Annotated in this window: 20 protein-coding genes and 4 pseudogenes; 6 read left to right on the top strand and 18 right to left on the bottom strand. The window is 55.6% G+C overall.

Annotated features, from left to right (window positions below; all coding sequences use genetic code 11):
- Positions 1-5: 5 nt before the first annotated feature.
- From RE418_RS15645 to RE418_RS15630, 4 genes are all read right to left on the bottom strand, one after another.
- The gene (locus RE418_RS15645; RefSeq protein WP_025303319.1) at positions 6-917 is read right to left on the bottom strand and encodes a class I SAM-dependent methyltransferase; all 912 of its coding nucleotides are present in this window, start codon (positions 915-917) and stop codon (positions 6-8) included.
- A gap of 14 nt (positions 918-931) precedes the next feature.
- On the bottom strand, positions 932-1,888 hold the full coding sequence (locus RE418_RS15640; RefSeq protein WP_025303320.1) for a diiron oxygenase: 957 nt from the start codon (positions 1,886-1,888) through the stop codon (positions 932-934).
- Positions 1,889-1,986: 98 nt separating this feature from the next.
- Positions 1,987-3,168 (bottom strand): MFS transporter, encoded by a 1,182-nt coding sequence (locus tag RE418_RS15635; protein ID WP_049209473.1) that lies wholly within the window; start codon positions 3,166-3,168, stop codon positions 1,987-1,989.
- A gap of 304 nt (positions 3,169-3,472) precedes the next feature.
- Positions 3,473-4,636 (bottom strand): colicin-like pore-forming protein, encoded by a 1,164-nt coding sequence (locus RE418_RS15630; RefSeq protein WP_225735639.1) that lies wholly within the window; start codon positions 4,634-4,636, stop codon positions 3,473-3,475.
- Positions 4,637-5,121: 485 nt separating this feature from the next.
- Between RE418_RS15630 and RE418_RS15625 the strand changes: the two genes are divergently transcribed.
- Entirely contained in the window at positions 5,122-6,201 is a 1,080-nt protein-coding gene (locus RE418_RS15625; protein ID WP_213928265.1) for a transketolase-like TK C-terminal-containing protein, read from the top strand.
- On the opposite strand, the gene RE418_RS15620 is transcribed toward RE418_RS15625, so the two are convergent.
- Positions 6,202-6,639, bottom strand: coding sequence for a MarR family winged helix-turn-helix transcriptional regulator (locus RE418_RS15620; protein ID WP_025303324.1), 438 nt, complete (start codon positions 6,637-6,639; stop codon positions 6,202-6,204).
- A 154-nt stretch (positions 6,640-6,793) separates the two neighbouring features.
- On the opposite strand from RE418_RS15620, the gene aceE reads away from it, so the two are divergent.
- Complete coding sequence (gene aceE, locus RE418_RS15615) at positions 6,794-9,469, top strand: pyruvate dehydrogenase (acetyl-transferring), homodimeric type (RefSeq protein ID WP_089181048.1); 2,676 nt, start codon at positions 6,794-6,796, stop codon at positions 9,467-9,469.
- A gap of 27 nt (positions 9,470-9,496) precedes the next feature.
- Here aceE and umuC read toward each other — a convergent pair whose 3' ends face one another.
- From umuC to RE418_RS15580, 7 genes and pseudogenes are all read right to left on the bottom strand, one after another.
- Positions 9,497-10,813 (bottom strand): translesion error-prone DNA polymerase V subunit UmuC, encoded by a 1,317-nt coding sequence (gene umuC, locus RE418_RS15610; RefSeq protein ID WP_089181049.1) that lies wholly within the window; start codon positions 10,811-10,813, stop codon positions 9,497-9,499.
- 205 nt (positions 10,814-11,018) lie between these two features.
- Entirely contained in the window at positions 11,019-11,750 is a 732-nt protein-coding gene (locus RE418_RS15605) for an energy transducer TonB (protein WP_158523380.1), read from the bottom strand.
- A gap of 250 nt (positions 11,751-12,000) precedes the next feature.
- The gene (locus RE418_RS15600; protein ID WP_038629539.1) at positions 12,001-12,918 is read right to left on the bottom strand and encodes a FecR domain-containing protein; all 918 of its coding nucleotides are present in this window, start codon (positions 12,916-12,918) and stop codon (positions 12,001-12,003) included.
- Positions 12,919-12,935: 17 nt separating this feature from the next.
- Positions 12,936-13,448, bottom strand: coding sequence for a sigma-70 family RNA polymerase sigma factor (locus RE418_RS15595; RefSeq protein WP_025303329.1), 513 nt, complete (start codon positions 13,446-13,448; stop codon positions 12,936-12,938).
- 168 nt (positions 13,449-13,616) lie between these two features.
- A complete protein-coding gene (locus RE418_RS15590) occupies positions 13,617-16,154 on the bottom strand; it encodes a TonB-dependent receptor (protein WP_025303330.1) in 2,538 nt (845 codons plus the stop codon).
- A gap of 96 nt (positions 16,155-16,250) precedes the next feature.
- Positions 16,251-16,679 (bottom strand): translesion error-prone DNA polymerase V autoproteolytic subunit, encoded by a 429-nt coding sequence (umuD, locus tag RE418_RS15585; protein ID WP_049209475.1) that lies wholly within the window; start codon positions 16,677-16,679, stop codon positions 16,251-16,253.
- A gap of 195 nt (positions 16,680-16,874) precedes the next feature.
- A pseudogene (locus tag RE418_RS15580) lies at positions 16,875-17,054 on the bottom strand (hypothetical protein); the annotation flags it as partial.
- 21 nt (positions 17,055-17,075) lie between these two features.
- Between RE418_RS15580 and RE418_RS15575 the strand changes: the two are divergent.
- Positions 17,076-17,309: pseudogene (locus tag RE418_RS15575) on the top strand (resolvase); the annotation flags it as partial.
- Between the two features lie 58 nt (positions 17,310-17,367).
- Here the strand turns inward: RE418_RS15575 and RE418_RS15570 are convergent.
- From RE418_RS15570 to RE418_RS15545, 6 genes and pseudogenes are all read right to left on the bottom strand, one after another.
- Entirely contained in the window at positions 17,368-17,739 is a 372-nt protein-coding gene (locus RE418_RS15570) for a hypothetical protein (protein ID WP_126502249.1), read from the bottom strand.
- A gap of 75 nt (positions 17,740-17,814) precedes the next feature.
- Positions 17,815-18,270, bottom strand: a pseudogene (locus RE418_RS15565) (recombinase family protein); the annotation flags it as partial.
- Positions 18,271-18,354: 84 nt separating this feature from the next.
- Positions 18,355-18,600 (bottom strand): hypothetical protein, encoded by a 246-nt coding sequence (locus tag RE418_RS15560; protein ID WP_025303333.1) that lies wholly within the window; start codon positions 18,598-18,600, stop codon positions 18,355-18,357.
- Between the two features lie 14 nt (positions 18,601-18,614).
- Positions 18,615-18,806 (bottom strand): annotated as a pseudogene (locus RE418_RS15555) (DNA polymerase V); the annotation flags it as partial.
- 263 nt (positions 18,807-19,069) lie between these two features.
- On the bottom strand, positions 19,070-20,011 hold the full coding sequence (locus tag RE418_RS15550; RefSeq protein ID WP_025303334.1) for a LysR family transcriptional regulator: 942 nt from the start codon (positions 20,009-20,011) through the stop codon (positions 19,070-19,072).
- A 278-nt stretch (positions 20,012-20,289) separates the two neighbouring features.
- Complete coding sequence (locus RE418_RS15545; protein ID WP_025303335.1) at positions 20,290-21,234, bottom strand: S9 family peptidase; 945 nt, start codon at positions 21,232-21,234, stop codon at positions 20,290-20,292.
- 896 nt (positions 21,235-22,130) lie between these two features.
- Here RE418_RS15545 and fdhD point away from each other — a divergent pair.
- The 3 genes from fdhD to RE418_RS15530 are packed head-to-tail and all read left to right on the top strand — an operon-like array spanning position 22,131 to position 24,946.
- Positions 22,131-22,973 (top strand): formate dehydrogenase accessory sulfurtransferase FdhD, encoded by an 843-nt coding sequence (gene fdhD / locus RE418_RS15540; RefSeq protein WP_025303336.1) that lies wholly within the window; start codon positions 22,131-22,133, stop codon positions 22,971-22,973.
- A 58-nt stretch (positions 22,974-23,031) separates the two neighbouring features.
- Positions 23,032-23,949 carry a bestrophin family protein gene (locus tag RE418_RS15535; protein WP_025303337.1) on the top strand — a complete coding sequence of 306 codons (918 nt, stop codon included), beginning with the start codon at positions 23,032-23,034 and terminating at the stop codon, positions 23,947-23,949.
- Positions 23,950-23,983: 34 nt separating this feature from the next.
- Positions 23,984-24,946, top strand: a complete 963-nt coding sequence (locus RE418_RS15530; protein ID WP_025303338.1) for a Dyp-type peroxidase — start codon at positions 23,984-23,986, stop codon at positions 24,944-24,946.
- Positions 24,947-24,953: the final 7 nt, after the last annotated feature.

Genomic DNA, 24,953 nt, shown 5'->3' with positions numbered 1-24,953 from the left:
GGTTATCAGGGTTTTACCGCCACGAGGATCGGCAACACGCCGCGTGAGCTGTAGTTGATATCTTTAACCGTGAACCCTGCCTGGGTTATCTGTTGCCTGATCTCTGCTTCTGAAGTGAAATTAAGGTAGGTAGCCTGAATAATGTCGCCAAAGATCGCGAACTCCTGCAAAAGGTCCGCCATTGGCGTTTCATATTTATCCCACTCACCGGTGGGCGCGTTCTTTTCCGGCGGTGGCGTGAGGAAACTGAGCAACAAGGTTCCCCCTGGTTTTAATGCCTCGAAGAACCGACGATACAAAGCCACCAGCCTGTCCGGGTCAGACTCATACATATTCAGGCCGTTACTGGTAATCACATCGAAAGCGTTTTTTTCTTTTAACTCCCAGGCATTCTGCTGCGAGAATCGGCAACGGTTCGCCATGCCAACGCGCTTGGCCTTTTCGTTGGCGTGATAAAGTGACTCCGGGTCAAGATCAATGCCGGTCAATTGCACCGCGCCATGGCCGCTGTAATCCAAATCCAATAAATCATCCATCACCCCGCACGGGATTGAAGCCAGCGTCTCCGCCTGCGTAATCAACTCAGCCAGCAAGGTCTGATAACGGTAGTAACGCTCGCGCGCCCGGCACAGCAACGAGCGATTCAGAAGCCAGTCTTCCAAAACATGTTCGGCGGGTTTTCCGGCGGGATGCTGGAAAATGTAAGACGTCCAGTAGCCATTGAGGCCGCGGTTATGCAGGAGGAAACGACCAAGCTCAAACTCCGTCAATTGATCGACCAGTTCAAGATTTCTCTCTAATGGAAGAATAAGCGAATTGCTATTCCGTAAACGCGCTTTTATTTCATCGGCCAACATCTTTGTTTCAGTCAAATAGGCCAGTTTAGAATGTGTTTTATGCGAGGCGAAACTATCCATACCCATCTCCATGATTAAATTATCCAACCAATATTTTCGAATCCCTGGCGCACTATCGGCGAATTCAGAATGCCGGTTCGTTTCAAAGCCATTAGCACGTTTTTAACAATGGGGACATCAGGCGTCACTTCAAAACCGCGATAAACCTTATTGATTGACTCCCGACTGGCTTCGCAATCATGAGTTATCTTCGATAACAGCTCAATGTTAAACTGTTTCTCTGATTCAACATTCAAATACATTTTTACGAAATCAGCGATCTGCCCGCCGATCATCGCCTGATCGTTTTCATCCAACCTCGTCCAGATATAGCCAAGTAATTCGAGAAAGAAAATATAGTGTCTGGACTCATCGTTCATATGGTCATTAACATAGTATTTAATCGATGGATGAACGCCGTCACTATTAAAGAACTCCACCAGCTCTCTCACCAGGGTCGTTTCGAAAATGCACACCGCAATGATCTCGAAAATGTCATGGCAGCGCTCAGGTAACCGTTTCATCACCTCTGTAACGGCCACATAGGCGTCAGAATCCGGGTAACTCAGCGCACCGAGATCGGCATCATGCTCTCTAAGTTGATTGATCATATGTCTGGCGATATAAACATGGTAATACTCATCGATGATGACGGTATAAGCATTCAATTTAATCTGTTCGTCAAATTTGACAGCGAGATCGCCGTAGATAATTTTATTGCATGCTGAGTTAATGAGTTTGATCTCAAGATTAACGATATCATTGAGGTATTTAAACAATGACTGAGTAAGTATTTTTGACTTCCTCTCATTGTCCATGCCGCTCATCATGTCAGCCAAAAATATCGGCTGATTCTCCTCGGGGAAAAATGCGCCAGGAATAGTAAAGTCGATAAATTTACCGGGGCGGGTTCTTATTGATGCGCGCTGTTCCCATTTATCAGTATAGGCGGCAGACAAACCGCCCTTCGAAACCATGGTTTCGTTTTCCATAGATATTCTCCAGATGAAGGAATACATGTATTTAAAAAAGTCATGCCGATCCCGGCCAAATATAAATATTTAGCCGGGGGTCACGCGAAAACGATTATTTATTCTTCAGCTTTGCTTGGGGATGCCACGATACTCAACATAGACAACAACACGACAACGCCTATCACACTCGCCATCACATAGCTCATTTCCTCCGGCCGCCCGATAAAGACGTAGCTGGCCATCCCCGTGATAGCCACAACCAGCAGCGAGCGCATGCTCATGATATAGGAGGCCGCCACACCATAAATTTCCGGGTAGACACTCATGGAACGTGCGAACAGCGTCGGATAGCAGATAGAAAAACCGAAGCAGAACAGGCTCATCAGCAGGGTAATAGCCCAAGGCGTTGTCGCCGTCAGTAGAGCGAGAATGCTGACGATGGCTAACGCCATACCGATTTTCTCAGCGCGCCGATCGCCACCAAACGCGGCGATAATACGGGCGGAAAAGAGGCTAGGGATTGAAAATGACGCCACGATAATAAAAAAGTGAACGACAAATGCCGACAGCGAGAACGCAAAGGTTTCACGGTAAAGAAAAGCGCTGGAGGCGATGAATACCATATAAGCAGCAAAGAAAAGTGAAGGAATCAACGATAATCGCATGAATTGGAAACTCGCCGTCAGCCGGGCATAGCTTCCCACAATGGCTTTGAGATCGAATGGCGTTTTTTCTTTCTTCGTCTCCGGCAGGAACAACAATTCCAGCAGTACCGCCGCTGCGGTGATCACCGCGACAACCGCATAGTTTCCTCTCCACCCCCAATGCTCATTAATCCAACCACCGGCGATTGGCGCTAGCGACATGAAAATCGAGATACAGGCATTAACCAGACCGATCATGCTGTACATGGCCGCCCCTTGATAACGGTCTGCGATGATCGCGTAAGCCACTACCACCGGCGTGCAAGCCCCCAACCCCTGAATAAAGCGGGACAACATCAAAAGATCGATTGAAGTGGCGTAGGTACATCCCAGAGCACCTAACAGCATGATAGCCCCACCGATCAACATGGTTTTGCGTCGACCAATCGACTCTGACAGTGGGCCATAAATCAACGCGCCAAACACAAATCCCAAGAAGTTATAGGTGATCGTACGCTGAATATGCCCTTCAGAAACACCGAAACTGGCAGCCATATCCGGAAAGCTGGGAACGGACATATCCACTTCAATACACCCAGCCAATAAGGAAACCACAAGGATAAAGGGCAGAGGCACCCACTTTCCTGTCAACATATCCATACTCCAACAGAACATTAATCCGAATGTTAATAACCATGAACAAACTAGGAGAACAATTGTTATATGTAAATATCACTAATGAATAAAGGATGATAAATAGTGTTTTACGTGAAGAAAATCACATAACAGGAAGAAAAATAATGAAATTATCCGATGACGGGGAGATGGCTACATAAGACGAACTACACAGATAAAAATCATCAACTTAAGAAATACATGAGACATGCTAATGCATTGTTCAGGGCGCGTTCATACCCCATAAAAGAGGGGGCATGCCCCCTCTTCTGTCATGAGCTTGTTACATCTCGAGGATGAATTTTTCCAGTTCTCCTGCAAGGGCCGCATCGATATAGCTGGTGGCCCAGCCAAACAGGTAAGCGAAGGCGAAAATGCCCACCGTCGACGACACCAGCGTCGGCGCGAAAAACGCGGCGATAACGGAGAGCGTATACCCTGCGCCGATCGACAACCCGAGCGCTTCGAGCTGGTTGCGGAACGCTTTCCAGTTGCCGGTAGAGAAACCTTCAATCGCAGCGTTTACCAGATCCGCGCCCTTGATCGCCCAGTCCACCCCGGTGAAGACCTTGCCCAATACCCGCGCATTGCGGGCATACTGTTCCGCATCGATCATTTTCAGCCAGGCGACAATCGCCGCTTTGTCCTGCGCCTTGAGCTTTTTGTTCAGGCCCTTCGTCAATTGCTCGTAGGTTTTCTCCGCATCTTGCACGTTGCGGATATATTTTCCTTGAATTCCCGCCTCCAAATCCTTGGCGAGTTTGGCGTATTTCGCGCCGATCTTTTCCGCGATATCTTTATTGATACCTGCGGCCAGGCTGACGCCATCCTTGATGGCTTTTAATTCCGCATTTTGATATTCGACGAAGTCCTTAACGATCGTTTTTACCGAGCCGGGCGATTTTACCGGCTTGCCGTTGGCATATTTCACCTCCATGGCATTCAGGTTATCCCCTCTCACCACGGCGATAAACGCGGGCCGGTTCTTATTGGCCTTATAGTAGAGGCTGTAGGTCGCCACTCCGTCTTGCTTTTCCACCTTCAAATGATGAAAACCGTAGTAACTCCCGGTCGTGCGGGTCGTCGAGAATTCGCCGGTTTTGCCGTTGCCATGCCAGCCGCTGACGGGCCGATCGCGATGCGAGTCTGTCACGAAACTGCCTAACGAAGAGGCGCCGATCTGCCCGGCATTCAGGCCATTGTTGCCGCCTTTGCCAGGCGTTGAGGGCTTGCGCGCATGGCCGGTTTCGATATCCCCGATCGCCACTGTCACCCCCTTGGCGTTGACTCCCATCACCAGTCCCCCCAGGCCAATGTGCTTCGCCTGATCGGCCGTCAAACCGGTGGCGGAAAGGCTCAGCGTGCCGGATGGGCTGACGCTTTCAATATGCAATTTCGCATCCGGGTTAATTCTGCGCGCCGCCTTAATCACCGCCGCCAGCTTCATGCGCAGCGCCGGATCGTTTTGGATCGCCGCTATCTGTTGCTGTTCCGGGCTGCTGCCAACGCCGGCGCCGCCGCGATCGCCGGAATGGCCTTTATCGCCGCCCCCCGGCTCTGGGCCCGTACCGCGTTCAGAACTCCAATTAGTTCCATCCCCTTTACCACCATAATTAAATCCAGGCATATGCTTTCATCCTTATTTCGTTTTATTTTTAAGATGCCGATATCCTCGTTTAGCGTTCACTAACGCGTGCCTGAGTAATATCGGCAAACCGTTTTTAGCTGCCCGCCATTTATAAAAAACCGCAGAAATAAGGACAACGGATGACGGCTGTCTGGTCGGTGAAACAAATAGGCTCCCTTCCGCAGAACCTGAATATACCGGCGCAGGTCATGCCTGGACGGCGGCGGCCTGTTCAGAAGTCATTGGCATACGCCATGAATTGCAATTACAATCATCGTAATTGCAACTAAAAAAGGGTACTCCGCATGTCGCCTCAACGTATAACACTGCCCGCCGCTTCGGCCAGAACCCAAACCCTGGCCGAAGCCTGTATCCGCAAGATGACCTCCGTCAGCCAAAAAGCCGGCGCCTCGCGCCCTTCTTCCAGCGCCTGGACGGCGCAAACGCTGGACGAACTTAACGCCAGCGGCGACATCTGGCTTATCGACGGCAGAAGGCGCGCCGAGCCACCGAGTTCCCACTACGCCACCGCCTGGCCGCTCTGGTTTGGCCATCAATCAGAGCGTTATGAGAAGCCGCTGTTTTACTTCGTCAACACGCCCTCGGTGGACATGCTTCGCGGGCTTGAGCCGGAAACCAATCGTAAAGGGATTTTCATCAGCGATGCGGATACTGGCAGTGCCGATTTGCCCAAAGGCGTTCAGGCCTGGTTCCCGCTTCAGCTCACGGCCATGCCGGGCTGGTTGCCTTTCGATCCGGCCAATGCCCGAGAAACCGGCGCGATACTCCATCACGCCCTCCACGCGCTCTATCTGGAGGGAACGAGGAAGATGGTGTATCTCGCGACCAACGCAGACAATGGCCCCCTCTCTTCAGGGGAACCGTTTGTCGCAGAACAGGCGTTCAAGGGAATGTATCGTGTCGCCGCCGCGGCAGACTCGCCGTTGCAGGTTCGTCTGTGCGGCGCTGGCCGAGCGCTCGCCCGCGTTCAGCAGGCGGCCAAGGTGTTGAAAAACTGGGGGATTGCGTCTGAAATCTGGAGTTGCCCCAGCTACACGCGGTTGGCGCAGGACGCCGAACTCGCCGACATGCAGCGCCAGGACAGCGGCGGCGAATGCCATCTGAAAACGTGCCTGGGTACCGGGAATACCCCCGTCGTCGCCGTTACCGACTACTCGCACCTGATTGCCAATCAGCTCAGGCGATTCATTCCCGCGCGCTTTGCCGCGGTGGGCTCAGATTCACGGGTGCGCGGCGAAATCCACTACCCGCAGGCGGAATGGATTGCGCTCTGCGCCCTTAAACTGCTGGCCGACGAGCAGAAAATCCCTTCGGCGCTGATCGCCGATGCGCTGCGCGTTCTGCACATCACGCCCGATGCCTGATCACTCTCTGGCCAGCTGCATCGCATTGTTCAACGCGTCGGAGAAGCGTGCGACCTCTTCTTCGCTGAACTGGTTGAGAAAGTGGGTGTTGACCACCGAACGGTAGATCTCCCACATCTTTTTCCGCAGGGCCTTGCCTTCCTCGGTGATAGTCGCGAAGGAGGCCCGGCGATCGTCATCCGATCGAAAACGCGTGACCAGCCGCTCTTTTTCCAGGCGATCCATCAGGCGGGTCAGGTTGTAACGCTCAATCACCAACACGTCCGCCAGCTCATGCATGCGGCGTGTGCCGTTTTCCCCGCTTTCCAATCCCCATAACACGTCATACCAGGCGTAAACCGGCAGCCCCGCTTCCGACAACTTCGCCTCTATCTTTCTGATCATCGCCCGATGCGCGCGCACAAAGGAGAACCACAGGTCGGGTTGTTTATCTGTCATGTCATTTTTCTCGTCAAAACCGGTGAGTTGCAATTGCAATTGTAAAGGGATAGAGTGGCTTTCGCTATTATTGCATTTGCAACTCTTGCATTTGCAATTCACTGAATCCCTGTATCGCTCAGCGCCTTATCAGGTAAGTACATTTGGAGCTTTTATGAACCAACCCGCGGTAAAAGCAGATCTTGACCCACAAGAGACGGCTGAATGGCTTGAGGCATTTGAAGGTGTCACTGACATCGACGGCCGTGAACGCGCGCATTTTTTGTTGGAAAGAATGGCCGAAGCCGATCAGCGAAAACACGGTGATTTCTTCAGCATGGTCACCACGCCCTACGTGAATACGATCCCGGCCTATAAGCAACCGACGTATCCCGGCGATCTGGCCGCTGAAGCGCGCATCAATGCGTTTATTCGCTGGAACGCCATGGCGATGGTGCTGCGTGCCGGCAAACATTCCAACGTCGGCGGGCATATCGCCACCTACCAATCGGCCGCGGTGCTTTACGATGTGGGGTTCACGCACTTCTTCCGTGGGCGCACCGATGATTTCGCCGGCGACATGGTGTATATCCAGGGCCACTCCGCCCCCGGCATATACGGCCGCGCCTATCTTGAAGGCCGCATCGACGAGGAACTGCTCGACAACTTTCGCCGCGAATCCGCGCGCCGCGGCCTCTCCTCCTACCCGCACCCGCGGCTGATGCCGGATTTCTGGCAATATCCCACCGTTTCGATGGGGCTGGGGCCGCTGACCGCCGCCTACCAGGCGCGCTACATGCGCTATCTGGAATACCGCGAGTTGAAACCGCACCAGGGGAGAAAGGTGTGGGCGTTTCTCGGCGACGGCGAGATGGATCAGCCGGAATCGCTGGCGGCGATTGCGCTGGGCGGGCGAGAAAAACTCGATAACCTGATCTTCGTCGTGAACTGCAACCTGCAACGGCTGGATGGCCCCGTGCGCGGCAACGGCAAGATTATTCAGGAGCTGGAAGGCACCTTCAAAGCCGCCGGCTGGCAGGTGATCAAGGTGATCTGGGGCAGCGGCTGGGACAAACTGCTGCAAAAAGACCGCTCCGGGCTGCTGATGCAGCGCATGATGGAGTGCGTCGACGGCGATTACCAAACCTTCAAGTCGCAAAGCGGCGCCTATGTGCGGGAGCACTTCTTCGGCAAGTATCCGGAATTGCTCGAGCTGGTCGCCGACCTGAGCGACGATGAGATCTGGGCGCTGCACCGCGGCGGCCACGATCCGCAAAAGGTGTACGCCGCCTACCATCAGGCGGTCCATACCCCGGGCAGGCCGACGGTGGTGCTGGCCAAAACCGTCAAAGGGTTTGGCATGGGGGAAGCCGGTGAAGGGCAGAACATCAACCACCAGCTGAAAAAAATGAGCCAGGATGCGGTGAAAGCCTTCCGCGACCGTTTAGGGCTGACCATCTCCGACGCCCAACTGGCAGAGATCCCTTACCTGAAGCCCGAACCCGACAGCGCGGCGGCGAAGTACATCACCGCGACGCGCACCGCGCTGGGCGGCTACATCCCTGCCCGCTTCGGCCAATCCGCTCCGCTGGCGATACCGGAACTATCGCGCTTCGACGGCCTCCTGAAGGGCAGCGGCGAACGCAACATGTCGACCACCATGGCTTTCGTTAATATCCTCGGCACGCTGCTCAAAGACGTCAACATCGGCAAACTGATCGTGCCCATCGTGCCGGACGAGTCGCGCACGTTCGGCATGGAAGGCCTGTTCCGCCAGATTGGCATCCATTCCTGGCTCGGCCAGCTGTATACCCCGCAAGACGCCGGGCAGCTCAGCTACTATAAAGAGGCCAAAGACGGCCAGATTTTGCAGGAAGGCATCAACGAATCCGGTGCGATATCGACCTGGATCGCCGCCGGCACCGCCTACAGCAACCACGATGTCGCGACGATCCCGTTCTATATCTTCTACTCCATGTTCGGGCTGCAACGGGTGGGCGATCTCGCCTGGGCGGCGGCCGACGCACGCACCAAGGGTTTCCTGCTCGGCGCCACCTCCGGCAGAACCACCCTGATGGGCGAAGGCTTGCAGCATGACGACGGCCACAGCCACGTGCTGTCTTCGGTGATCCCCAGCTGCGTCTCCTACGATCCGACCTATGCCTATGAACTCGCGGTGATCGTCCAGAGCGGCATGCGCAGGATGTTCGTTGAACAAGAGGATATTTACTACTACATCACCTTGCTCAACGAGGGCTACCCGCAGCCGCCGATGCCGGCGGGCGTGGAGGACGGGATTATCCAGGGCGCCTATTTGCTCAAACAGAGCGAAACGACAAACCAAGAGAGCCCGCGCGCTCAGCTGGTCGCCAGCGGTGCCATCATGCGCGAGGCGCTGGCGGCGGCGGAGCTGTTGGCGGCGGACTTTGGCGTCGCCAGCGATATCTGGAGCGCCACCAGCCTGAGCGAGCTGCGCCGCAACGGCATGGCGGCCGAACGCTGGAACCTGCTGCATCCGGAAGAACCGCCGAAAGTTCCTTATATTCAGAGCCTGCTGGCGGCGCATCCCGGCCCGGTGGTGGTGGTGACGGACTATATGAAGATCGTCGGCGATCAGATCAAACCGTTCTTGCCCGACCGCACCTTTATCGCCTTGGGCACCGACGGCTTTGGTCGCTCGGACACCCGCGAGGCGCTGCGTGAGTTCTTCGAGGTCAACCGCCATTTCATCGCGCTCGCCGCGTTGAAACTGCTGGCTGACGAAGGCCGTATCGCCCGCAGCGAGGTCAACCGCGCCATGGCGCTGTATGGCATCGCCCCCGATAAGCCGGATCCGGCGGCGGTGAAGTAACACTCAGCCTACCCACGCCGCCGGTTGTCACCCGCGGCGTTTTTCTTCCTTCGATTCGGCGGAGCACGGCGCCCGCTCCCCCAGCCGCACCACCGGAATGTCCGCCAGCCGGGTGGTGTAGGCCGGCGACAGCATGTCGCGCTTCATTTGCCACGGCTTGACGATCCCCTGCCCGGCGAACCACACGCGCCCGCGCCCTTCCTGATTCAGGCGATCGAGGGTCGCCATCAGCCGCTCGCTGTTGCGGCGCGGCGGGCAGTCGTCGAACAGATCGATCTGCGCCATGGCGGCGGCGCTGAAATCTCCCAGCACCACGCCGCCCTTCAGGTAACGTCGCCCCTCCTGCCAGATGCTTTCCAGCGCACGTACCGCCATGGCGATGATGTCGCGGCTGTCATTGCTCGGGGTTTGCAGCCGGGCGGTGCCCATATTGCTGTAATACCCTTCGCCCGCCGAATGCGGGCTGGTTTTGATAAATACCGACACGTTGCGGCAATAGCGCTTTTCCTGCCGCAGCTTTTCGGCGGCGCGTTCGGCGTAGCTGCAGATCGCCTCGCGCATGTGTGGGTAGTGCGTCAGCCGCTGGCCGAACGAGCGGGAACAGATGATCTGCTCTTTGGCGGCCGCCTCATCTTCCCACTGCAGGCACGATTCGCCGCGCAGCTCGCGTATCGTGCGCTCCAGCACCACGCTGAAGGTTTTACGCGCCAGCCGGGTATCGCAGTCCGCCAGCTGCAGCGCGGTGTGAATACCCATCGCCTGCAGTTGGCGAGTCAGGCGGCGCCCCACGCCCCACACCTCTTCCACCGGAAGCAACGCCAGCAGTTTGCGCTGGCGCGCCGGATCGGATAAATCCACCACGCCGCCGGTGCCGCGCCATTTCTTGGCGGCGAAGTTGGCCAGCTTGGCCAGCGTTTTGCTCGGCGCAATGCCGACCCCGACCGTCAAATGCAGCTCGCGCCGGATGCGATCACGTACCCGCTGGCCGAATGGCTCCAGCGCCTCGCAGTGCGCCACGCCGTCCAGCCGCAGAAAGGCTTCGTCCAGCGAATAAATCTCCACCGCCGGCGCCATCTCTTCCAGCGTGTCCATCACCCGGCGGGACATGTCGGCGTACAGCGCGTAGTTGGAGGAGAACACCGCAACGTTGCGGCGGCGCATCTCCTCTTTGATTTTGAAATAAGGCACCCCCATCGGCACGCCCAATGCCTTCGCCTCGGCGCTACGGGCGATCACGCAGCCATCGTTGTTGGACAGTACAATCACCGGCCGCCCCCGCAGATCGGGCCGAAAGATGGTCTCGCAGGAAGCATAGAAACTGTTGACATCTACCAGGGCGAACATGGCTACTGCCCCTTCATCGCCAGAGGCCAGACCGGCGTTATCGTCAGTGGGTTGTTATTCATAACGGCACCAGGTTACTGTTCATACATACAGTATTTGTATTTTTCTGGCGACGATCAAGTAGAAACCACCTCATCGCTGCTATCCGTTTGATGCACTTTGGCTTTTAACTCAGCCCTCCGTTTACCTGGAGCCGAGTTTTTCATTAACGGCGAACTTCACGCAGATCGAAACGAATCGGAATGGTCACGCTGAATTCCGCCTGCCCCGCTGCGATCTCGTTGCCGGGTGCGGGCAGTGGAGAAGCGCGCTGCGGTAACTGAAGCGCCTCCCGGTCGAGCGAAGCAACGCCGCTCGATCGCAATAGCTTCACGCCCAGCACGTTCCCCTGTCGATCCAACGTCACGGCAACCTGAACAATACCCTGGCGCTGCTGGCGTACCGCCAGGGCGGGATAGCGTTTGAAACGGCTCAAATGCGCCAACAGCAGGCCGCTCCAGACCGAGGCATCCTGGCTAAGCTGCGACGCCACGCTGGTTTGCGGCGCGGCAACACGCTTTCCATCCAGAGACGGCGGCGCGCTGGTGCTTGATGCTCTTGAGTTTGCAGACGCCATTTTTTCCTGCTCCTCTTGCCTTGGGCGCGGCGGTTCCGTCTTCGGTTTGATGGGGTCGTTCCGTTGCCCTTTGGCCTTGCTCTGCCGCTCCGTTGCACGCGGTGCATGAATCAGCGGAGGCATCGCCGCCTCCGGTTCCCGATTGGCCTGCCGTTGCGCCACCGCCTGTACCTGGCGCACACCGGTTGGCATCGGCTCCGTATTGGGTGTCGATTCAGCCGGCTCGGCAACCATCATCAACACCATCGGTTGCGCCGCGGGCAGCAACGGTGGCACCAGGTGATAACCAAGGCCAAGCAACAACGCACCATGCAGACCCAACGCCAACACATTGGCGGTAGCCCAGCGCCATCGCCCGCCTGTAGGGGGTAAAGAGAAATCGCCAGATAATACGTTGTGATTGAACATAGGGAGCGGTACTCAGGTTAAGCGTAAAACAGACCAACGTACGCAGCGGTCAACGGCAGTCGGGGTATGTCAGAAAGGTCGTTTAGGCACGCGGCACCGGGCAGGTAACGAGAAAGAACAGGTCAATAGAAAAGGAAATGCCCTAATGGCAGAGTAAAAAACTTTAGGATACGGTGATGAAGTATTTTGACAGCATATTTACCCTAACCGGCAACGCGCCGGGCAGTGCCGCGATGACGCGCTCGGGGTCAGCCAGCGGGAACGCACCGGAGAGCCTCAGGCCGGCGACCTCCGGCCGGCAGCGAATAACGCCCTGACGATAACGCCCCAGTTCCATCAGGAAGTCGTCCAGCCGCATGTTGTCGGCCAGCAGCATGCCTTGCCGCCAACCGGGCTCTTGCGTCACGCGATACGGTTCGCCAATGCCTTGCCGGCTTAATCTGCCGCCCTGACCGGCGTTGAGCACCGCGTTCCGATGCGCCGGTGAAAGGATCGTGACCCGGCCAAGATAAACGGCGATATCACTGTAAGTTTCCCACAGGCGAATGCTGAAGCGAGCAGCCTGCACCATGAGCTCGCCCTGCGGCAATCTCACCGTCAACGCACCGCTTTCCGGCGGCAGATTCACCATCATTTCGCCTTCCAGCAATGTGGCCTGCTGACGGCTGACGTTGACCGCCGTTTGCGTGTTCAGCATCAACTGCGCGCCATCCGCCAACGCGACGGTTTGCTGTTCCCCCACCGCCGTACGGTAATCCGCCAGCCAGGGGCGCCATGGCAGCGCGCCCGAACCGACACCAACCGTCCCCACCACGCCGATGGCCGCCAGGCTTCTCAATAACCGGCGACGTTGCGGGTTCGGCAACTGCGACAGACTACGCTGCGCCGCCGCCCCGTTAAGCAGAGAAAAACGGGATGAAAACGCGGCGATATGCCGCCAGGCGCGTTCATTTTCCGGTTTCGCCTGATACCAACGTCGCCAGTTTTCCCTATCCGCGTCGCTTGCCTCTTCCGACATCAGCTGCGTTAACCACGCGGCGGCCTCTCGCGCGCTCTGCCGATCGATATCCGATTCCATCATGGGTTCCGCACCTGCCGTTACGCCGCCAATGCAAAGAAACAGTGCAAATTAGCGCGCTGCAGATATTGTTTCACCGAGCTGGTCGACACCCGTAAACGTTCAGCGATGTCGCAATAACGCATGCCCTGCAGGTGCGCCAACAGGAAAGCCTCGCGGACGTGCGCCGGCAATCCGTCCAACGCCTGATCCAACTGTTCGAGCATTTCGAGGGTTTGTTGACGAACTTCCGGCGAGGGCGCCTCGATCGCCGGCAACTCGCTCAAGGCCTGCAGATAGCTCTCTTCGATTGTTTTACGCCGGTAATAATTCGCCACCAGCCGGCGCGCTACGGTCGCCAGGAAGGGGCGTGGTTGCCGAATGGCGAGCAACTGCGGGCTCAGTAAAATACTGATGAAAGTATCCTGCGCCAGGTCTTCGGCGTGATGCGCACACCCAACCTTCTGTCGCAGCCAATGGCATAGCCAACTGTGATGCTCAAGGTAAAGCTGTTGAGCAAACCCGTTGGCTGCCGCGGCCTCTTTCCTCGCCATTCGGTGATACCAATTGATAATGAGATTGAAAATGATAATTATTATTATTTTAAAATTGTAACTTCTGTGTCAAGCGATTGCTGATGATTTATAAACGGCGAAAAAGTAGGGAAATCCGGGGGAGGAAATGTGAAAAGGGGCCTAAATGGCCCCCTGCAGACAGGATCGTCAAAAACGCTGACTGACGCTGAACTTGATGTTGCGCCCTACGCCGGACACCGATTCGCCCAGGTAAGGGTAATAATCGCGGTTGAACAGGTTGTCCACCGCCACGCGGGCTTCGAAGCCGTGCAAGCCGCTGGGCTGCCACGAGGCGAACAGGCCGTGCAATGCATAACCCGAGGTTTTCGGCAGGGCCCAGACAACGGCCATCGGATCGCCGTCGGCCGGTGAACGATCCTGTTTACGTACGAAATCGCCGGTCCAGCCGAAGGCCATGTCCCACTGCGGCACTTTCATGCCCAGCATCGCGTGTGCCGTAACGGGTGGAATTTCGGCAATCCAGGTTTCGTTGCCCCACGGATCGCGCGGTGAAGCGTCGCGTTTGCCGCGGATCGAGGAGAACGACAGGCTGCCGAACAGGCTTTCACTGTCATAAAACGATTCGAGCTCCACGCCCTCAATGGTATAGCCCGGCAAGTTGCGATAGTTCGACAACGGTTGCCCACATTGGCCCCCGTGCCGTGCGGCGTCACACACTACGCCGCGACGATAGAAAATCTCGTCCTTGCCGCGATTGCGGAACAGCGTAGTGCGGATCTGCAGGCTGTCCCGCGCCATCAACACATCGTTGAAGTCCAGCACCGCGCCGAGACGAACGCCCGTCATGCGTTCCACCTGCAGGCCGCGGCTGGTACCGGGCACGCTGGAAGCGGCGTATTGCACTTCGTACTGTTCGTCGATCACCGGGGCGCGCCAGGTGCGGCTAACGTCGGCAAACAGGGACAGATTCGACGTCGCTTTCCACATCACGCCCAAATGCGGCGACCAGCCGGTATAGGTCACGCTGCTGTAATCATGGCCCACGAGCGGATCGCTGTCGTTATAGCGCGGCGCCCGGTTCGGTTGCCCGGTATTGGTCACATGATCGTAACGCACGCCCGGCGTCACGGTCAGGCTGCCGAAGCTGACCGCATCCTGCAGATAAACGCTGCGGGTTTCCTGTTCGCCCGCCGGCATGTAGTACGGCTGGAAATAGCCGTAGTTGTAACTGGCGTTTTTCACCTGCGAAGGGTAATACATCAGGGTATCGCGCTGATGTTTATGCCAACGCGCACCGAGCAACAGCTTGTGCTCCAGCGGACCGCTGGCGAAACGGCTTTCATTGCTGACGTCAAACTGCCGATCGGTATAGTTCACCCAACTTTCATTGCCCAGCGTACCGAGATAGCTGAACTTTGAAGCGGAATCCGGCCGCTTGTCATGCTGCTCGGTCTTCGAATAGGCGTAAGACAGCGTCAGATTCAGCAACGGCTGCGCTTCCGGCGCCAGATTCCATTTCACCGAATAATTGGTGTCTGTCTGGTCGCGATACACCAGAATGCGGCGCCACGCTTCTTCCCGGCCATATTTATCGATGTCCGCCTGGCTGGGCGCGGCGATATCGTCCCGCTTGGCGGCGAAAGGCTGCCAGCCATCGGAATCAGATCGCATCGCCGACAGCGTCAGCGTTTGCGCCTCGCTCAGATAAATATTGGTTTTTAACAGGTAGGAAGCCTGATCGTTGGCAGAATAGGCAAAACGCGTGCCGTCCGGCCGCTTCAGGTTGCCGCCGTCACGCTTGCTCATGTAGAGCAAACCGTCGGCGGATCCTTCCGGCGTACGACCGTACAAGGCACCGCTGTAAATGCCCTGACGATCGTTAGTGTGGTAGCTGTACTTCAGCAAGCCGCCAAAATCTTCGCCCGGCAGCAGCATGTCCCCAGCATCTTTGGTCTCCAGCGTAATGGTCCCGCCAAAGCCGCCATTGCCGTTCAACAGATTGTGCGGCCCCTTATCGACCTCAACCTTTTTCAGCAGTTCGGGTTCGATGAATACCGAGCCCTGCCGATATTTCTCAAATCCCTTCGGCGCGCCGTCCAGCACCACCTTCACATCTTCCATGTCCCCCATGCCCCAGATATTCAGGCTTTGGCCGCCCGGGCGCGGCGAGCCCGCCATCCCTACGCCAGGCAAGCGATCAAGCAAACTGGCGATATTGTCAGCCTGCACGCGTTCGATGTCTTCTTTATCCAACACCGAACGGCCGGCGGCGACGCTGTCGGACAAACCGCCGACCACCGACAGTTCCGGTATCGTCAACGGCTGAACCGGCCCGGCGTCGACCAACCGATATCCCTGTGCGGTTTGCTGAGCGCGCAATCCGCTGCCCGCCAACAGCGTATCGAACGCGTCGGTGAGGCGATAATGCCCCTGCAGGCCCGCGGTGTTTTTTCCACGCGTCTGTTCGGGCGTGAAAATCACTATCACGCCGGCCTTAGCGGCCGCCGTCTGCAAGGCGGGCGCCAGGTCACCGGCGGGAATGGCGAAAGGCAGGATAGCGGACTGCTCGACCGCCGCCGGTGGCACCGACGCACCGGGCGCCGCCATCGCGGAGGTGAGCATGCCCGATAATGCGCACCCTACCCCGATAGCGACCCGCTTCCCGGCGGTACGTTTGGCTGATGTGAACGTACGCCCTGCGCCGTTCTTGTTTTTTATGGCCATGAAGGATTCCCCTGAGTGTAATGAACTGGAAACTCAGTAGAGAGGTCACGCCAACGAAAAGATCGGGCAGAAAAAAAATGAAAAAAAGGGCCGAAGTCACCGGGCCGCGTAGACGATAAAGGTCACCACGCCGAAGATCTCCAGTTGCGCTTCGTCGTCGAACACGATCGGCGCGTAGGCGGGGTTCATCGGCAACAGCCGCACATCGGGGTGACGCTGCAGTTTTTTGACGGTGAATTCGCCGTCCACCGCGGCGATCACGATATTGCCGTGCTCCGGCGTCAGGGCGCTGTCGACAATCAGCAGATCGCCATCCCGGATATTGCCGTCGATCATCGATTCGCCGCTGGCGCGCACGAAATAGGTGGCGTTGGGGTGCCGCACCAGCAGCTTGCCGATGTCCAGCCGACCTTCGACATAGTCTTGCGCCGGGGAAGGAAAACCGCAGGCCACGCGATCGGCAAACAGCGGTAACGTTAGGGGTTCACCTGGTGAAAAAGCATACAATCTTGAATTACTCAGCATAATCACAACCAAACTGTATATTTATACAGTATAAGCATAAACAAAACGCGAACGCGTGCAACCCCCTATCCCCCTGCGGATCGCGCTTTGCCGCGTAATATAATAATTTTCTGAGCGATTTTTTTTTATGCCTGCTAAGTGTTTTACTGCCCCTTGCACACACGTTATCCACCAAAACTGTGGATAATGCGGCACTCAGACCGTTGGCGTATCGATGGGCAGGATGAGTGAGGGGTTGTCATTGCGAACGGCGCCGACGGCGGGCGATACCGGTTGCCAGACGAAATCCTCTGCCTGCAGGCTGCACACGTCAGCCTGCATTTGACCAGAGGGCGGGACTAAGCGGGTGTCGAGCCAGTCGCGCGCGGCCGTCGGTCTCTGCTGCGTACAGCGCCGCAAAGAACAGCGGCAGGCCTTGCCTCAGCAAGAGCCCACGGGAGGAACGGCGGACGGCCTTACAAAATGACGCCAATAAAATTGCGACTGGCAATGGCATCAATGGGACGGCCAGAGACGAAAGTCAGTACGTTATGCCAGGAACTTGGGATAACCCGACAAACGCTGTACCGCCACATTTCCCCTGATGGTCCACTGCGAGCTGACGGTATAAAGCTGCTCAACCGGGGATAATTTTAGCGGACGGAAAAATCTGGGGTTCCGGCGTAGAACCCCGAATAAGGAATAATCCTTAATTCATTTCAGGATTATTAATTCCATCTAAAACCTCTCGGCAATATTCTTTTTTATAGGCTTCATCATTACTTAATGACTTAACCAAAAAATCAGCATTTTTCCAACCATTATCCCAATGCGTATCGAATCCTGACTGTTCATACTTTAATGTTCTAGTTAATGAGTCTTTTATTTGTTTTTTATATTTATCAATTTTCTCATTGGTTGCCCCACAAACATCATGTGCAACACGAGCATTTGAGCCAGAAAAACCTATTGCTGAAATTGCCATCGCTTCATTTGATTTGTCGAAATCATTCGCATATGCCACAGCATTAGATAAAGCGAATATGACAAGAGCAGGTATGATTTTTTTGTATGAAATCATCTTTCACCTCTAACTCATTGATTGTTCATGGGGTCAGTTTGGATATCGAAAATTATTGTACATTAAGGCTGCTTTTTAATCAGTCTCAACTTCTTTATAGAAGGCCTGAATGCGACAAACTTGGGAAGTACTGTAGCCTGTCGCGTCTGCTGTTTCTCGGATGCTCAGTTTCTTAATCTGTCGGTAGTACAGGACTTTCTGATGTCGTTCCTGATCTGCCTGCTTTCCCCGGTATCTACCCAACGTATGCGCCCGTTCAATTCCCTGCTTTTGCCGTTGGCGGCGACTCAACCAGTCCTTATGTGACATCGCGGCCATCAGGTCGATTAGCATGTTATTGATGGCGGTTATTACTGCACGGGTGATCGGGCCCGCCTGTGGAGGATCTTTCTCTAACAGCGCCTGCCATGAGGTAGGGACATCCAGGCTGACAATCCGTAACTCATGCTGCTCAATCTGCTTTTTCAACGTCATCCAGTCACTGTTGCTGAGACGGGTCAGGCGGTCTATCTGCTCAACCAGCAAAATATCAGTTACCGTTTGGGGGCGGCCAGCACAATCAGCATCCGTCGCTGCAGCGGCGACGGCCGGCGGACGTTAACCGTTGCCACGATGTCACCCCTCTCTCTTATAGATGAGGACATGCAGGCGCAGCCGGTCGGCATCAACACGTTCATCCATTATTGTGCCCGGATAGCCCTGCAGCGCCAGACCGTACCAGAAACTCAGAATGACAGAAGCCTTACCCAACTCTAGGGTGTAACCCATCCCGCCCTGGTTCAGATTGCATTTTTTAATCGCATCTTCTGCTTCCCGGGTCAGCTGCGCATAGCTGAGTGAAAAATTCAGTGCCTGATCCATCCTGCTCGCTCCATCTCACCGCTGGCGCGCACGAAATAAGTGGCGTTAGGATGCCGCACCAGCAGTTTGCCGATATCCAGCCGGCTCTCGACATAGTCCTGCGCCGGGGAGGGAAAACCGCAGGCCACGCGATCGGCAAACAGCGGTAACGTCAGGGGCTCAACTGGTGAAAAAGCATACAACCTTAAAGTACTCAGCATAATCATAACCAAGCTGTATATTTATACAGTAAGGCATAAACAAAACGCGAACGCGTGCAACCCCCCTATCCCCCTGCGGATCGCGCTTTGCCGCGTAATATAATAATTTTCTGAGCGATTTTTTTTTACGCCTGCTAAGTGTTTTACTGCCCCTTGCACACACGTTATCCACCAAAACTGTGGATAACCTGGCACTCGCCCCCACGGCATATCGATAGCCATGGTGAGTCATGCACTGTCATGGCGAACGGTGCCGAAGACCGTGATATTCAGCGATTAATCGGCGTGTTATCCCGTACCGCGCCCTTCTTCGTAAGCCAGGGTGCGAGCTGCTCGGTTATCCAATCCATGAATACGTTAACTTTACGGGACAAATTATGACGATGCGCGACGACGAACCAGAACTTCATCGGCTCAGGCTCACAATCAGGCAGAATCTGCAGCAGCTCGCCACGCTCGACGTGGTTATGCACGCCAAGCATCGGTGACTGGATTAAGCCAATCCCCGCCAACCCAGCAGCAATAAACGACTGCGCATTGTTCAGCTTCAGCGATCCTGGCAGATTTAAATATTCATATTTACCGTTTTTCAGGTAGTCCCAGCCCATCGGCTTACTACCAATATTCGGCGTATAGTGCACGGCCACATGCTGATACTTGAGAAGGTCATCGATACTGTATGGCGTGCCTTTTCTCGCCAGATAATCCGGGCTGGCGAGGTTGAATACGGGCATTTCTCCAATCAGTTTCGCCACCAGGTTCTTATCGTAAACGGCACCCGCCCGGACAACGCAGTCGAAGCCTTCCTGTACCAGATCCACCCGCCGGTCGGTGCAAGATAATTCCAGCGTAATGCCGGGATAACGGGAAAAAAAATCGGGGAGTTTAGGGATAATAATGCTGTTGGCTATATCCGTAGGCATATCCACCCTCAGCTTGCCTTTCAGTTCTGTCCTTTCGACAAACATCGTCTGCAGGTCATCTACCGAAGAGAGTATTTCTACTGCGCGTTCGTAAAACGCCAAGCCGTCTTCCGTCAGATGCACTGCCCTGGTGGTTCGATGTAACAGGCGTACGCCAAGCACGTCTTCCAGCTGGCGGATAACAATGGAAATTCGACTCTTATTCACCCCCAGATCGTCTGCCGTTTTTGTGAAGCTGCAGGTCTGGGCCACACGCAAAAAAATCCTCAGATTTTCCAGGGTATTCATGCGATATCTCCTAACGTTTTGCATATTCATGGGGAGGTCCAGACGTTATGCCACCGCAAAATATTATCCAGAACGACTATTCCGTCACAACCAGAAATAAATATATTAATTGAATAACAAAAAAAAGAAAGAAAAGCACCGCCAAAACGAGCGATGCCCTAGGAGAATTCCGTGAAATAAAAAGGTGATGGTGAAATGCAGTTTTTATAACTCCATGTGGACACACTCACTTATTCATCACATTAAAAATAAATACTGCTTAAAAGATCCATTCACCCTCAGTTCATGTAATTATTGAACCAGTCCAACATCAGCTTTGGCTCGCGTTGGAAGTACAGATAACCATCCCAGCGGTGGGTGGTATTACGGATCCAGTGCAGCTGTTTCTCTTTAACCGGCATGCTGTCGAAAATGTTCTGCACATCGGATGGCCGGGTCATCACGTCGTCATGTACCTGATAGATGAAGGTGGGAACGCTGGTGTTGGTCCGCGCAGGCACGGAAGGATCCATGTCATCCAGATGGAAACTGGTGACCATCGCCAGACGTTCGTCAATTTCATCAAGACGGTCCGGGATACCGGCCAATTCCGTCGCGACGCCGACGGCGGCACGCATGGAAATCGGCTGTGGCATAACCACACAACGGACATCATTGAACTGCTCCGGATATTTCGCCATCGCAAAGAACGTCGCGTTACCGCCCATGCAGCGACTGAACAAACCGATTTTCTTTCCTTTCAGGTCAGGACGGCTGCGGACATAGTTCAATGACCCCACAACGTCGCGCGCTTCCAGCACGCCGATGCTGCCGATACCGCCGTTAGCTTCGCCGCTCAGACCCAGATTGCGCAGGTCGTAAGCCAGTACGTTGTAGCCTGCATCGTGCAGAATTTTATAGTCCGGCAGGAAGCTGAAAGCAAAATCGTTACCGCCTGCAGCGCCGATGGAACGCCACGGCTCGCGGTCGGCAGGCAGGCCAGTCCGGCTGCACCACACAGGGTGGTTACAGATGATGACCTTGTCGGAACCTACGCAAGGGATGAACCACGCTTCCAGCGGCACGCCGTCCAACGCTGGGAAAAAGACGTCTTCATACTGCAAACCGAAGTCAGTGGGTTTGCCGATGACCGGAGAACGGATAGGTTTACTGAAAATAGCAACCATGCTTTCAACGATGGCATCGGCTTCTTCACGGCTTGGCGTAGACGTTGTCTGTGTCATGATATTGTGCTCCATTTATAATATATTGGTTAAAGTGCATATTAGTTAATCAATAGTTCGCAGATGCGCTGTATTGCTTAGCTGAGATGGATACTAGTAAGGATATTGTTTGCGATAAATAGCAAAAATATAAACGTATTGTTTCACTAAACAACAACAATAGGGGGCGATGAGAAAAAGACAGAAGCAGCAATCAGACAGAGGCTGACCTCAGCGATAATAAAAAAATCACTTACACCAATAACAAGTCACAAGTCACAAGTCACAAGTCACAAGTCACAAGTCATTATTAATAACGCCAAAAATTCCATGACGTAAAAACCCACATAAAATGCCGACAACGTTTCAATTTGATAAGTCAGCGGCTCATTTGAAATCACGGTGAATATATCGATAGGGTTATGTTCACTCTGGTGGCTTGTCAGAAGAAAAAGTGCCGCGGCTGTTCAAGCGCAGACTCGTCGCAATGCCGCATCGTCGAGTACCAATTTTGACATTTTTGCACCGGTGCTTAATCACGTAAGGCTCATTGCCAGAGCAAACGACGACAGGATAAACCTGCTGATTAAAAAATGCGCCTCTTCTCCATGCCCCCTGACTTTCTAAAGCACTGTATTTTAATACCGTCATTGTGTTCGTGGCGCAAAGCGGCATCCATCGCCAAAAGTCGCCATACGCTGCAGTCCTCTGCGTAATATAATAATTTTCTTAGCGATTTTTTTACGCCTGCTAACGGTTTCACTCTGCCTTGCACACACGTTATCCACCAAAACTGTGGATAACCTGCAGGGCGTGATTCCCTACGCGAGCGGGATCAGAATCCTGTATAATCCCCACACCTGCTAATAAGAATTCATCCCCGTCGGCGCCTCGTCACCGACAGTCACGAGAACGTTATGAACAAGCACCTACTCCTCGCAGAAACCGACGATATCAAACAGGAATGCCTGTCGCGCCACGCGGTCTGGCAGCGCAACGATCTGGCTCAGGCGCAACAGGATTGGCTGGCGGAAGAAGTACCGGTCGCCCTGGTGTACAACGGCATTTCCCACGTGGTGATGATGGCGACGCCGAAAGATCTGGCGGCCTTCGCCATCGGTTTTTCGCTGTCCGAAGGCATTATCGCCTCCCCCGACGACATCTACGACATCCGCCAGCAACCGGCCTGCAACGGCATTGAAGTGCATGTGGAACTCTCGAGCCGCCGCTTTATGCAGCTGAAAGAGAAGCGCCGCAGCCTGGCCGGCCGCACCGGCTGCGGCGTCTGCGGGGTGGAACAGCTGCAGGAGGTTGCTCAGCCCATCGCACCACTGCCTTTCACGCAACGTTTCGATTTGGCGCTGCTCGACCGGGCGTTAGCGCAGCTGCAGGAGGTGCAAACGGTAGGAAAACTGACCGGCTGCACCCATGCGGCGGCCTGGATCCAGCCGGACGGCGCGCTCAGCGGCGGATGTGAAGACGTCGGCCGCCACGTGGCGCTCGACAAGCTGCTGGGCTACCGCAGCCAACAGGCGTGGCTGCAGGGTGCGGCGCTGGTGTCGAGCCGCGCCAGCTATGAAATGGTGCAAAAATCCGCCATGTGCGGCGTCGAGATCCTGTTCGCCGTTTCCGCCGCCACCCGCCTGGCGGTGGAAGTGGCCGAACGCAGCAACCTGACGCTGGTGGGCTTCAGCAAACCGGGGCGCGCCACCGTCTATACGCATCCGCAGCGGCTCTGGCAATCGACAACGGCGGCCTAACGCCGCCGGATAAGAATCGACTATTCTCAATAGCAGGACACCAGGAAGCACCCACGTCATGATAATTCGCCCGAATCAGAACTGGTTTTTTCGCCTGTTCGCCTGGCACGGTTCCGTGCTATCAAAGATCACCTTTCGCCTATCGCTGAACGTGCTGATGTCGATAGTGGCGGTGATCAGCTACCAATGGTACGAACAGCTCGGCGTGCATTTAACCATCGCACCGTTCAGCCTGCTGGGCATCGCCATCGCCATTTTTCTCGGCTTTCGCAATAACGCCGGCTACAGCCGCTTTGTCGAAGCGCGCAACCTGTGGGGCTCGCTGCTGATTACCGAGCGCTCCCTGCTGCGCCAGATCAAAAGCCTGCTGCCGGACGAATCGGCGGTGCAGCAAAAGGTTGCCAAGCTGCTGATCGCCTTCAGCTGGAGCCTGAAGCATCAGCTGCGCGGCACCGACCCGACCGCCGATCTGTACCACAATCTCAGCAGCCAAGAGCTGGCCGAGGTGATCGCCAGCCCGATGCCGACCAACCGCATCCTGCTGATGCTGGGCCAGGAGATCGGCAAGCTGCGCCGACAGGGGCTGCTGAGCGACATCACTTTCGAGCTGCTCGACAACAAGCTGAGCGAACTGTCCCACGCCCTCGGCGGCTGCGAACGGCTCGCCAGCACGCCGGTGCCGTTCGCCTATACCCTGATCCTGCAGCGCACCGTTTACCTGTTCTGCAGCCTGTTGCCTTTTGCCCTGGTGACCGACCTGCATTACATGACACCGTTTGTTTCAGTGTTCATTTCTTATACCTTCTTATCCTGGGACTCACTGGCCGAAGAGCTGGAGGATCCGTTTGGCGTGTCGGCTAACCATCTGCCGTTAAACGCCATCTGCAACACCATCGAGCGCAACCTGCTGGAAATGAACGACCAAAGCCCGCTGCCACCGCCGATGAAACCCGACGAGCACTTTAATTTGATCTGATCTATTTCACCCGAACACACTGGAGCCGAATGCAATGAATGCAAATAACCCTCTGCCGCAAGCCGTATTCACACCGGTGACGCGCCATGCCATCTTCATCGTCGCTACCCTGTCGCCCGTTCCCGCCCATCTGGCGGCGGTGCGCGCCTGGTGCGGCGACATTGCCGCCGTGGTGCGTTCGGTCGGCAAACGCGCGCCGGCAGGCAATCTCACCTGCGTCTGCGGCTTCGGCTCCGAAGCCTGGGATACGCTGTTCGGCGCGCCGCGCCCTCGCCAGCTGCATCCGTTCAGCCCGATCGGCAGCGGGGAGCGCGTCGCCGTCGCCACGCCCGGCGACATCCTGCTGCACATCCGCGCCGATGAAATGGATCTGTGTTTTGAACTGGCCTCTCAGTTGACCGCCAAACTCGGCGACGCCGTGACGGTGATAGAAGAGGTGCACGGCTTCCGTTATTTCGATCAGCGCGCCATGATCGGCTTCGTCGACGGCACGGAGAACCCGGAGGGGCACGAAGCCTTCGACTACACGGTGATCGGCGACGAAGACGCGGCGTTCAGCGGCGGCAGCTATGTGCTGGTGCAAAAATACCTGCACGACATGCAGGGCTGGAACTCGCTCAGCGTGGAAACGCAGGAGAAGATCATCGGCCGCCATAAGCAGTCCAACATCGAGCTGGATGAAGCGGTCAAACCGTCGTCGTCGCACAGTTCGCTGACCACCATCACCGACGAGCAAGGCAACGAGGTGAAAATTCTGCGTGACAACATGCCGTTCGGCCGCCCCGGCCTGCGCGAATTCGGCACCTACTTTATCGGCTATGCACGCTCCCCGCAGCCGATCGAGCAGATGCTGGAAAACATGTTCATCGGCCGCCCGGCCGGCAACTACGATCGGCTGCTCGATTTCAGCCACGCGGTGACCGGCACCCTGTTCTTCGTGCCTTCCGCCCCGCTGCTGGAAGCGCTGGCCGACCGCAGCGGCGCCGAACTGCACTGATTGAATG

This window comes from Serratia sp. szju (assembly GCF_044594185.1).
In the GTDB taxonomy this organism is placed as follows: Bacteria; Pseudomonadota; Gammaproteobacteria; order Enterobacterales; family Enterobacteriaceae; genus Serratia; species Serratia bockelmannii.
The sequence above is the reverse complement of the archived record's forward strand: the minus strand, read 5'-3'. Positions and strand labels throughout refer to the sequence as shown.

Coding starts and splice junctions, on each gene's coding strand:
- RE418_RS15590 (WP_025303330.1), bottom strand. CDS start 16,154: ATGGCCATAAAAAACAAGAACGGCGCAGGGCGTACGTTCACATCAGCC.
- RE418_RS15635 (WP_049209473.1), bottom strand. CDS start 3,168: ATGTTGACAGGAAAGTGGGTGCCTCTGCCCTTTATCCTTGTGGTTTCC.
- RE418_RS15550 (WP_025303334.1), bottom strand. CDS start 20,011: ATGAATACCCTGGAAAATCTGAGGATTTTTTTGCGTGTGGCCCAGACC.
- RE418_RS15600 (WP_038629539.1), bottom strand. CDS start 12,918: ATGATGGAATCGGATATCGATCGGCAGAGCGCGCGAGAGGCCGCCGCG.
- RE418_RS15595 (WP_025303329.1), bottom strand. CDS start 13,448: ATGGCGAGGAAAGAGGCCGCGGCAGCCAACGGGTTTGCTCAACAGCTT.
- umuD (WP_049209475.1), bottom strand. CDS start 16,679: ATGCTGAGTAATTCAAGATTGTATGCTTTTTCACCAGGTGAACCCCTA.
- RE418_RS15535 (WP_025303337.1), top strand. CDS start 23,032: ATGATAATTCGCCCGAATCAGAACTGGTTTTTTCGCCTGTTCGCCTGG.
- RE418_RS15530 (WP_025303338.1), top strand. CDS start 23,984: ATGAATGCAAATAACCCTCTGCCGCAAGCCGTATTCACACCGGTGACG.
- RE418_RS15625 (WP_213928265.1), top strand. CDS start 5,122: ATGTCGCCTCAACGTATAACACTGCCCGCCGCTTCGGCCAGAACCCAA.
- RE418_RS15570 (WP_126502249.1), bottom strand. CDS start 17,739: ATGATTTCATACAAAAAAATCATACCTGCTCTTGTCATATTCGCTTTA.
- RE418_RS15560 (WP_025303333.1), bottom strand. CDS start 18,600: ATGGATCAGGCACTGAATTTTTCACTCAGCTATGCGCAGCTGACCCGG.
- fdhD (WP_025303336.1), top strand. CDS start 22,131: ATGAACAAGCACCTACTCCTCGCAGAAACCGACGATATCAAACAGGAA.
- aceE (WP_089181048.1), top strand. CDS start 6,794: ATGAACCAACCCGCGGTAAAAGCAGATCTTGACCCACAAGAGACGGCT.
- RE418_RS15640 (WP_025303320.1), bottom strand. CDS start 1,888: ATGGAAAACGAAACCATGGTTTCGAAGGGCGGTTTGTCTGCCGCCTAT.
- RE418_RS15645 (WP_025303319.1), bottom strand. CDS start 917: ATGGATAGTTTCGCCTCGCATAAAACACATTCTAAACTGGCCTATTTG.
- umuC (WP_089181049.1), bottom strand. CDS start 10,813: ATGTTCGCCCTGGTAGATGTCAACAGTTTCTATGCTTCCTGCGAGACC.
- RE418_RS15545 (WP_025303335.1), bottom strand. CDS start 21,234: ATGACACAGACAACGTCTACGCCAAGCCGTGAAGAAGCCGATGCCATC.
- RE418_RS15620 (WP_025303324.1), bottom strand. CDS start 6,639: ATGACAGATAAACAACCCGACCTGTGGTTCTCCTTTGTGCGCGCGCAT.
- RE418_RS15630 (WP_225735639.1), bottom strand. CDS start 4,636: ATGAAGCTGGCGGCGGTGATTAAGGCGGCGCGCAGAATTAACCCGGAT.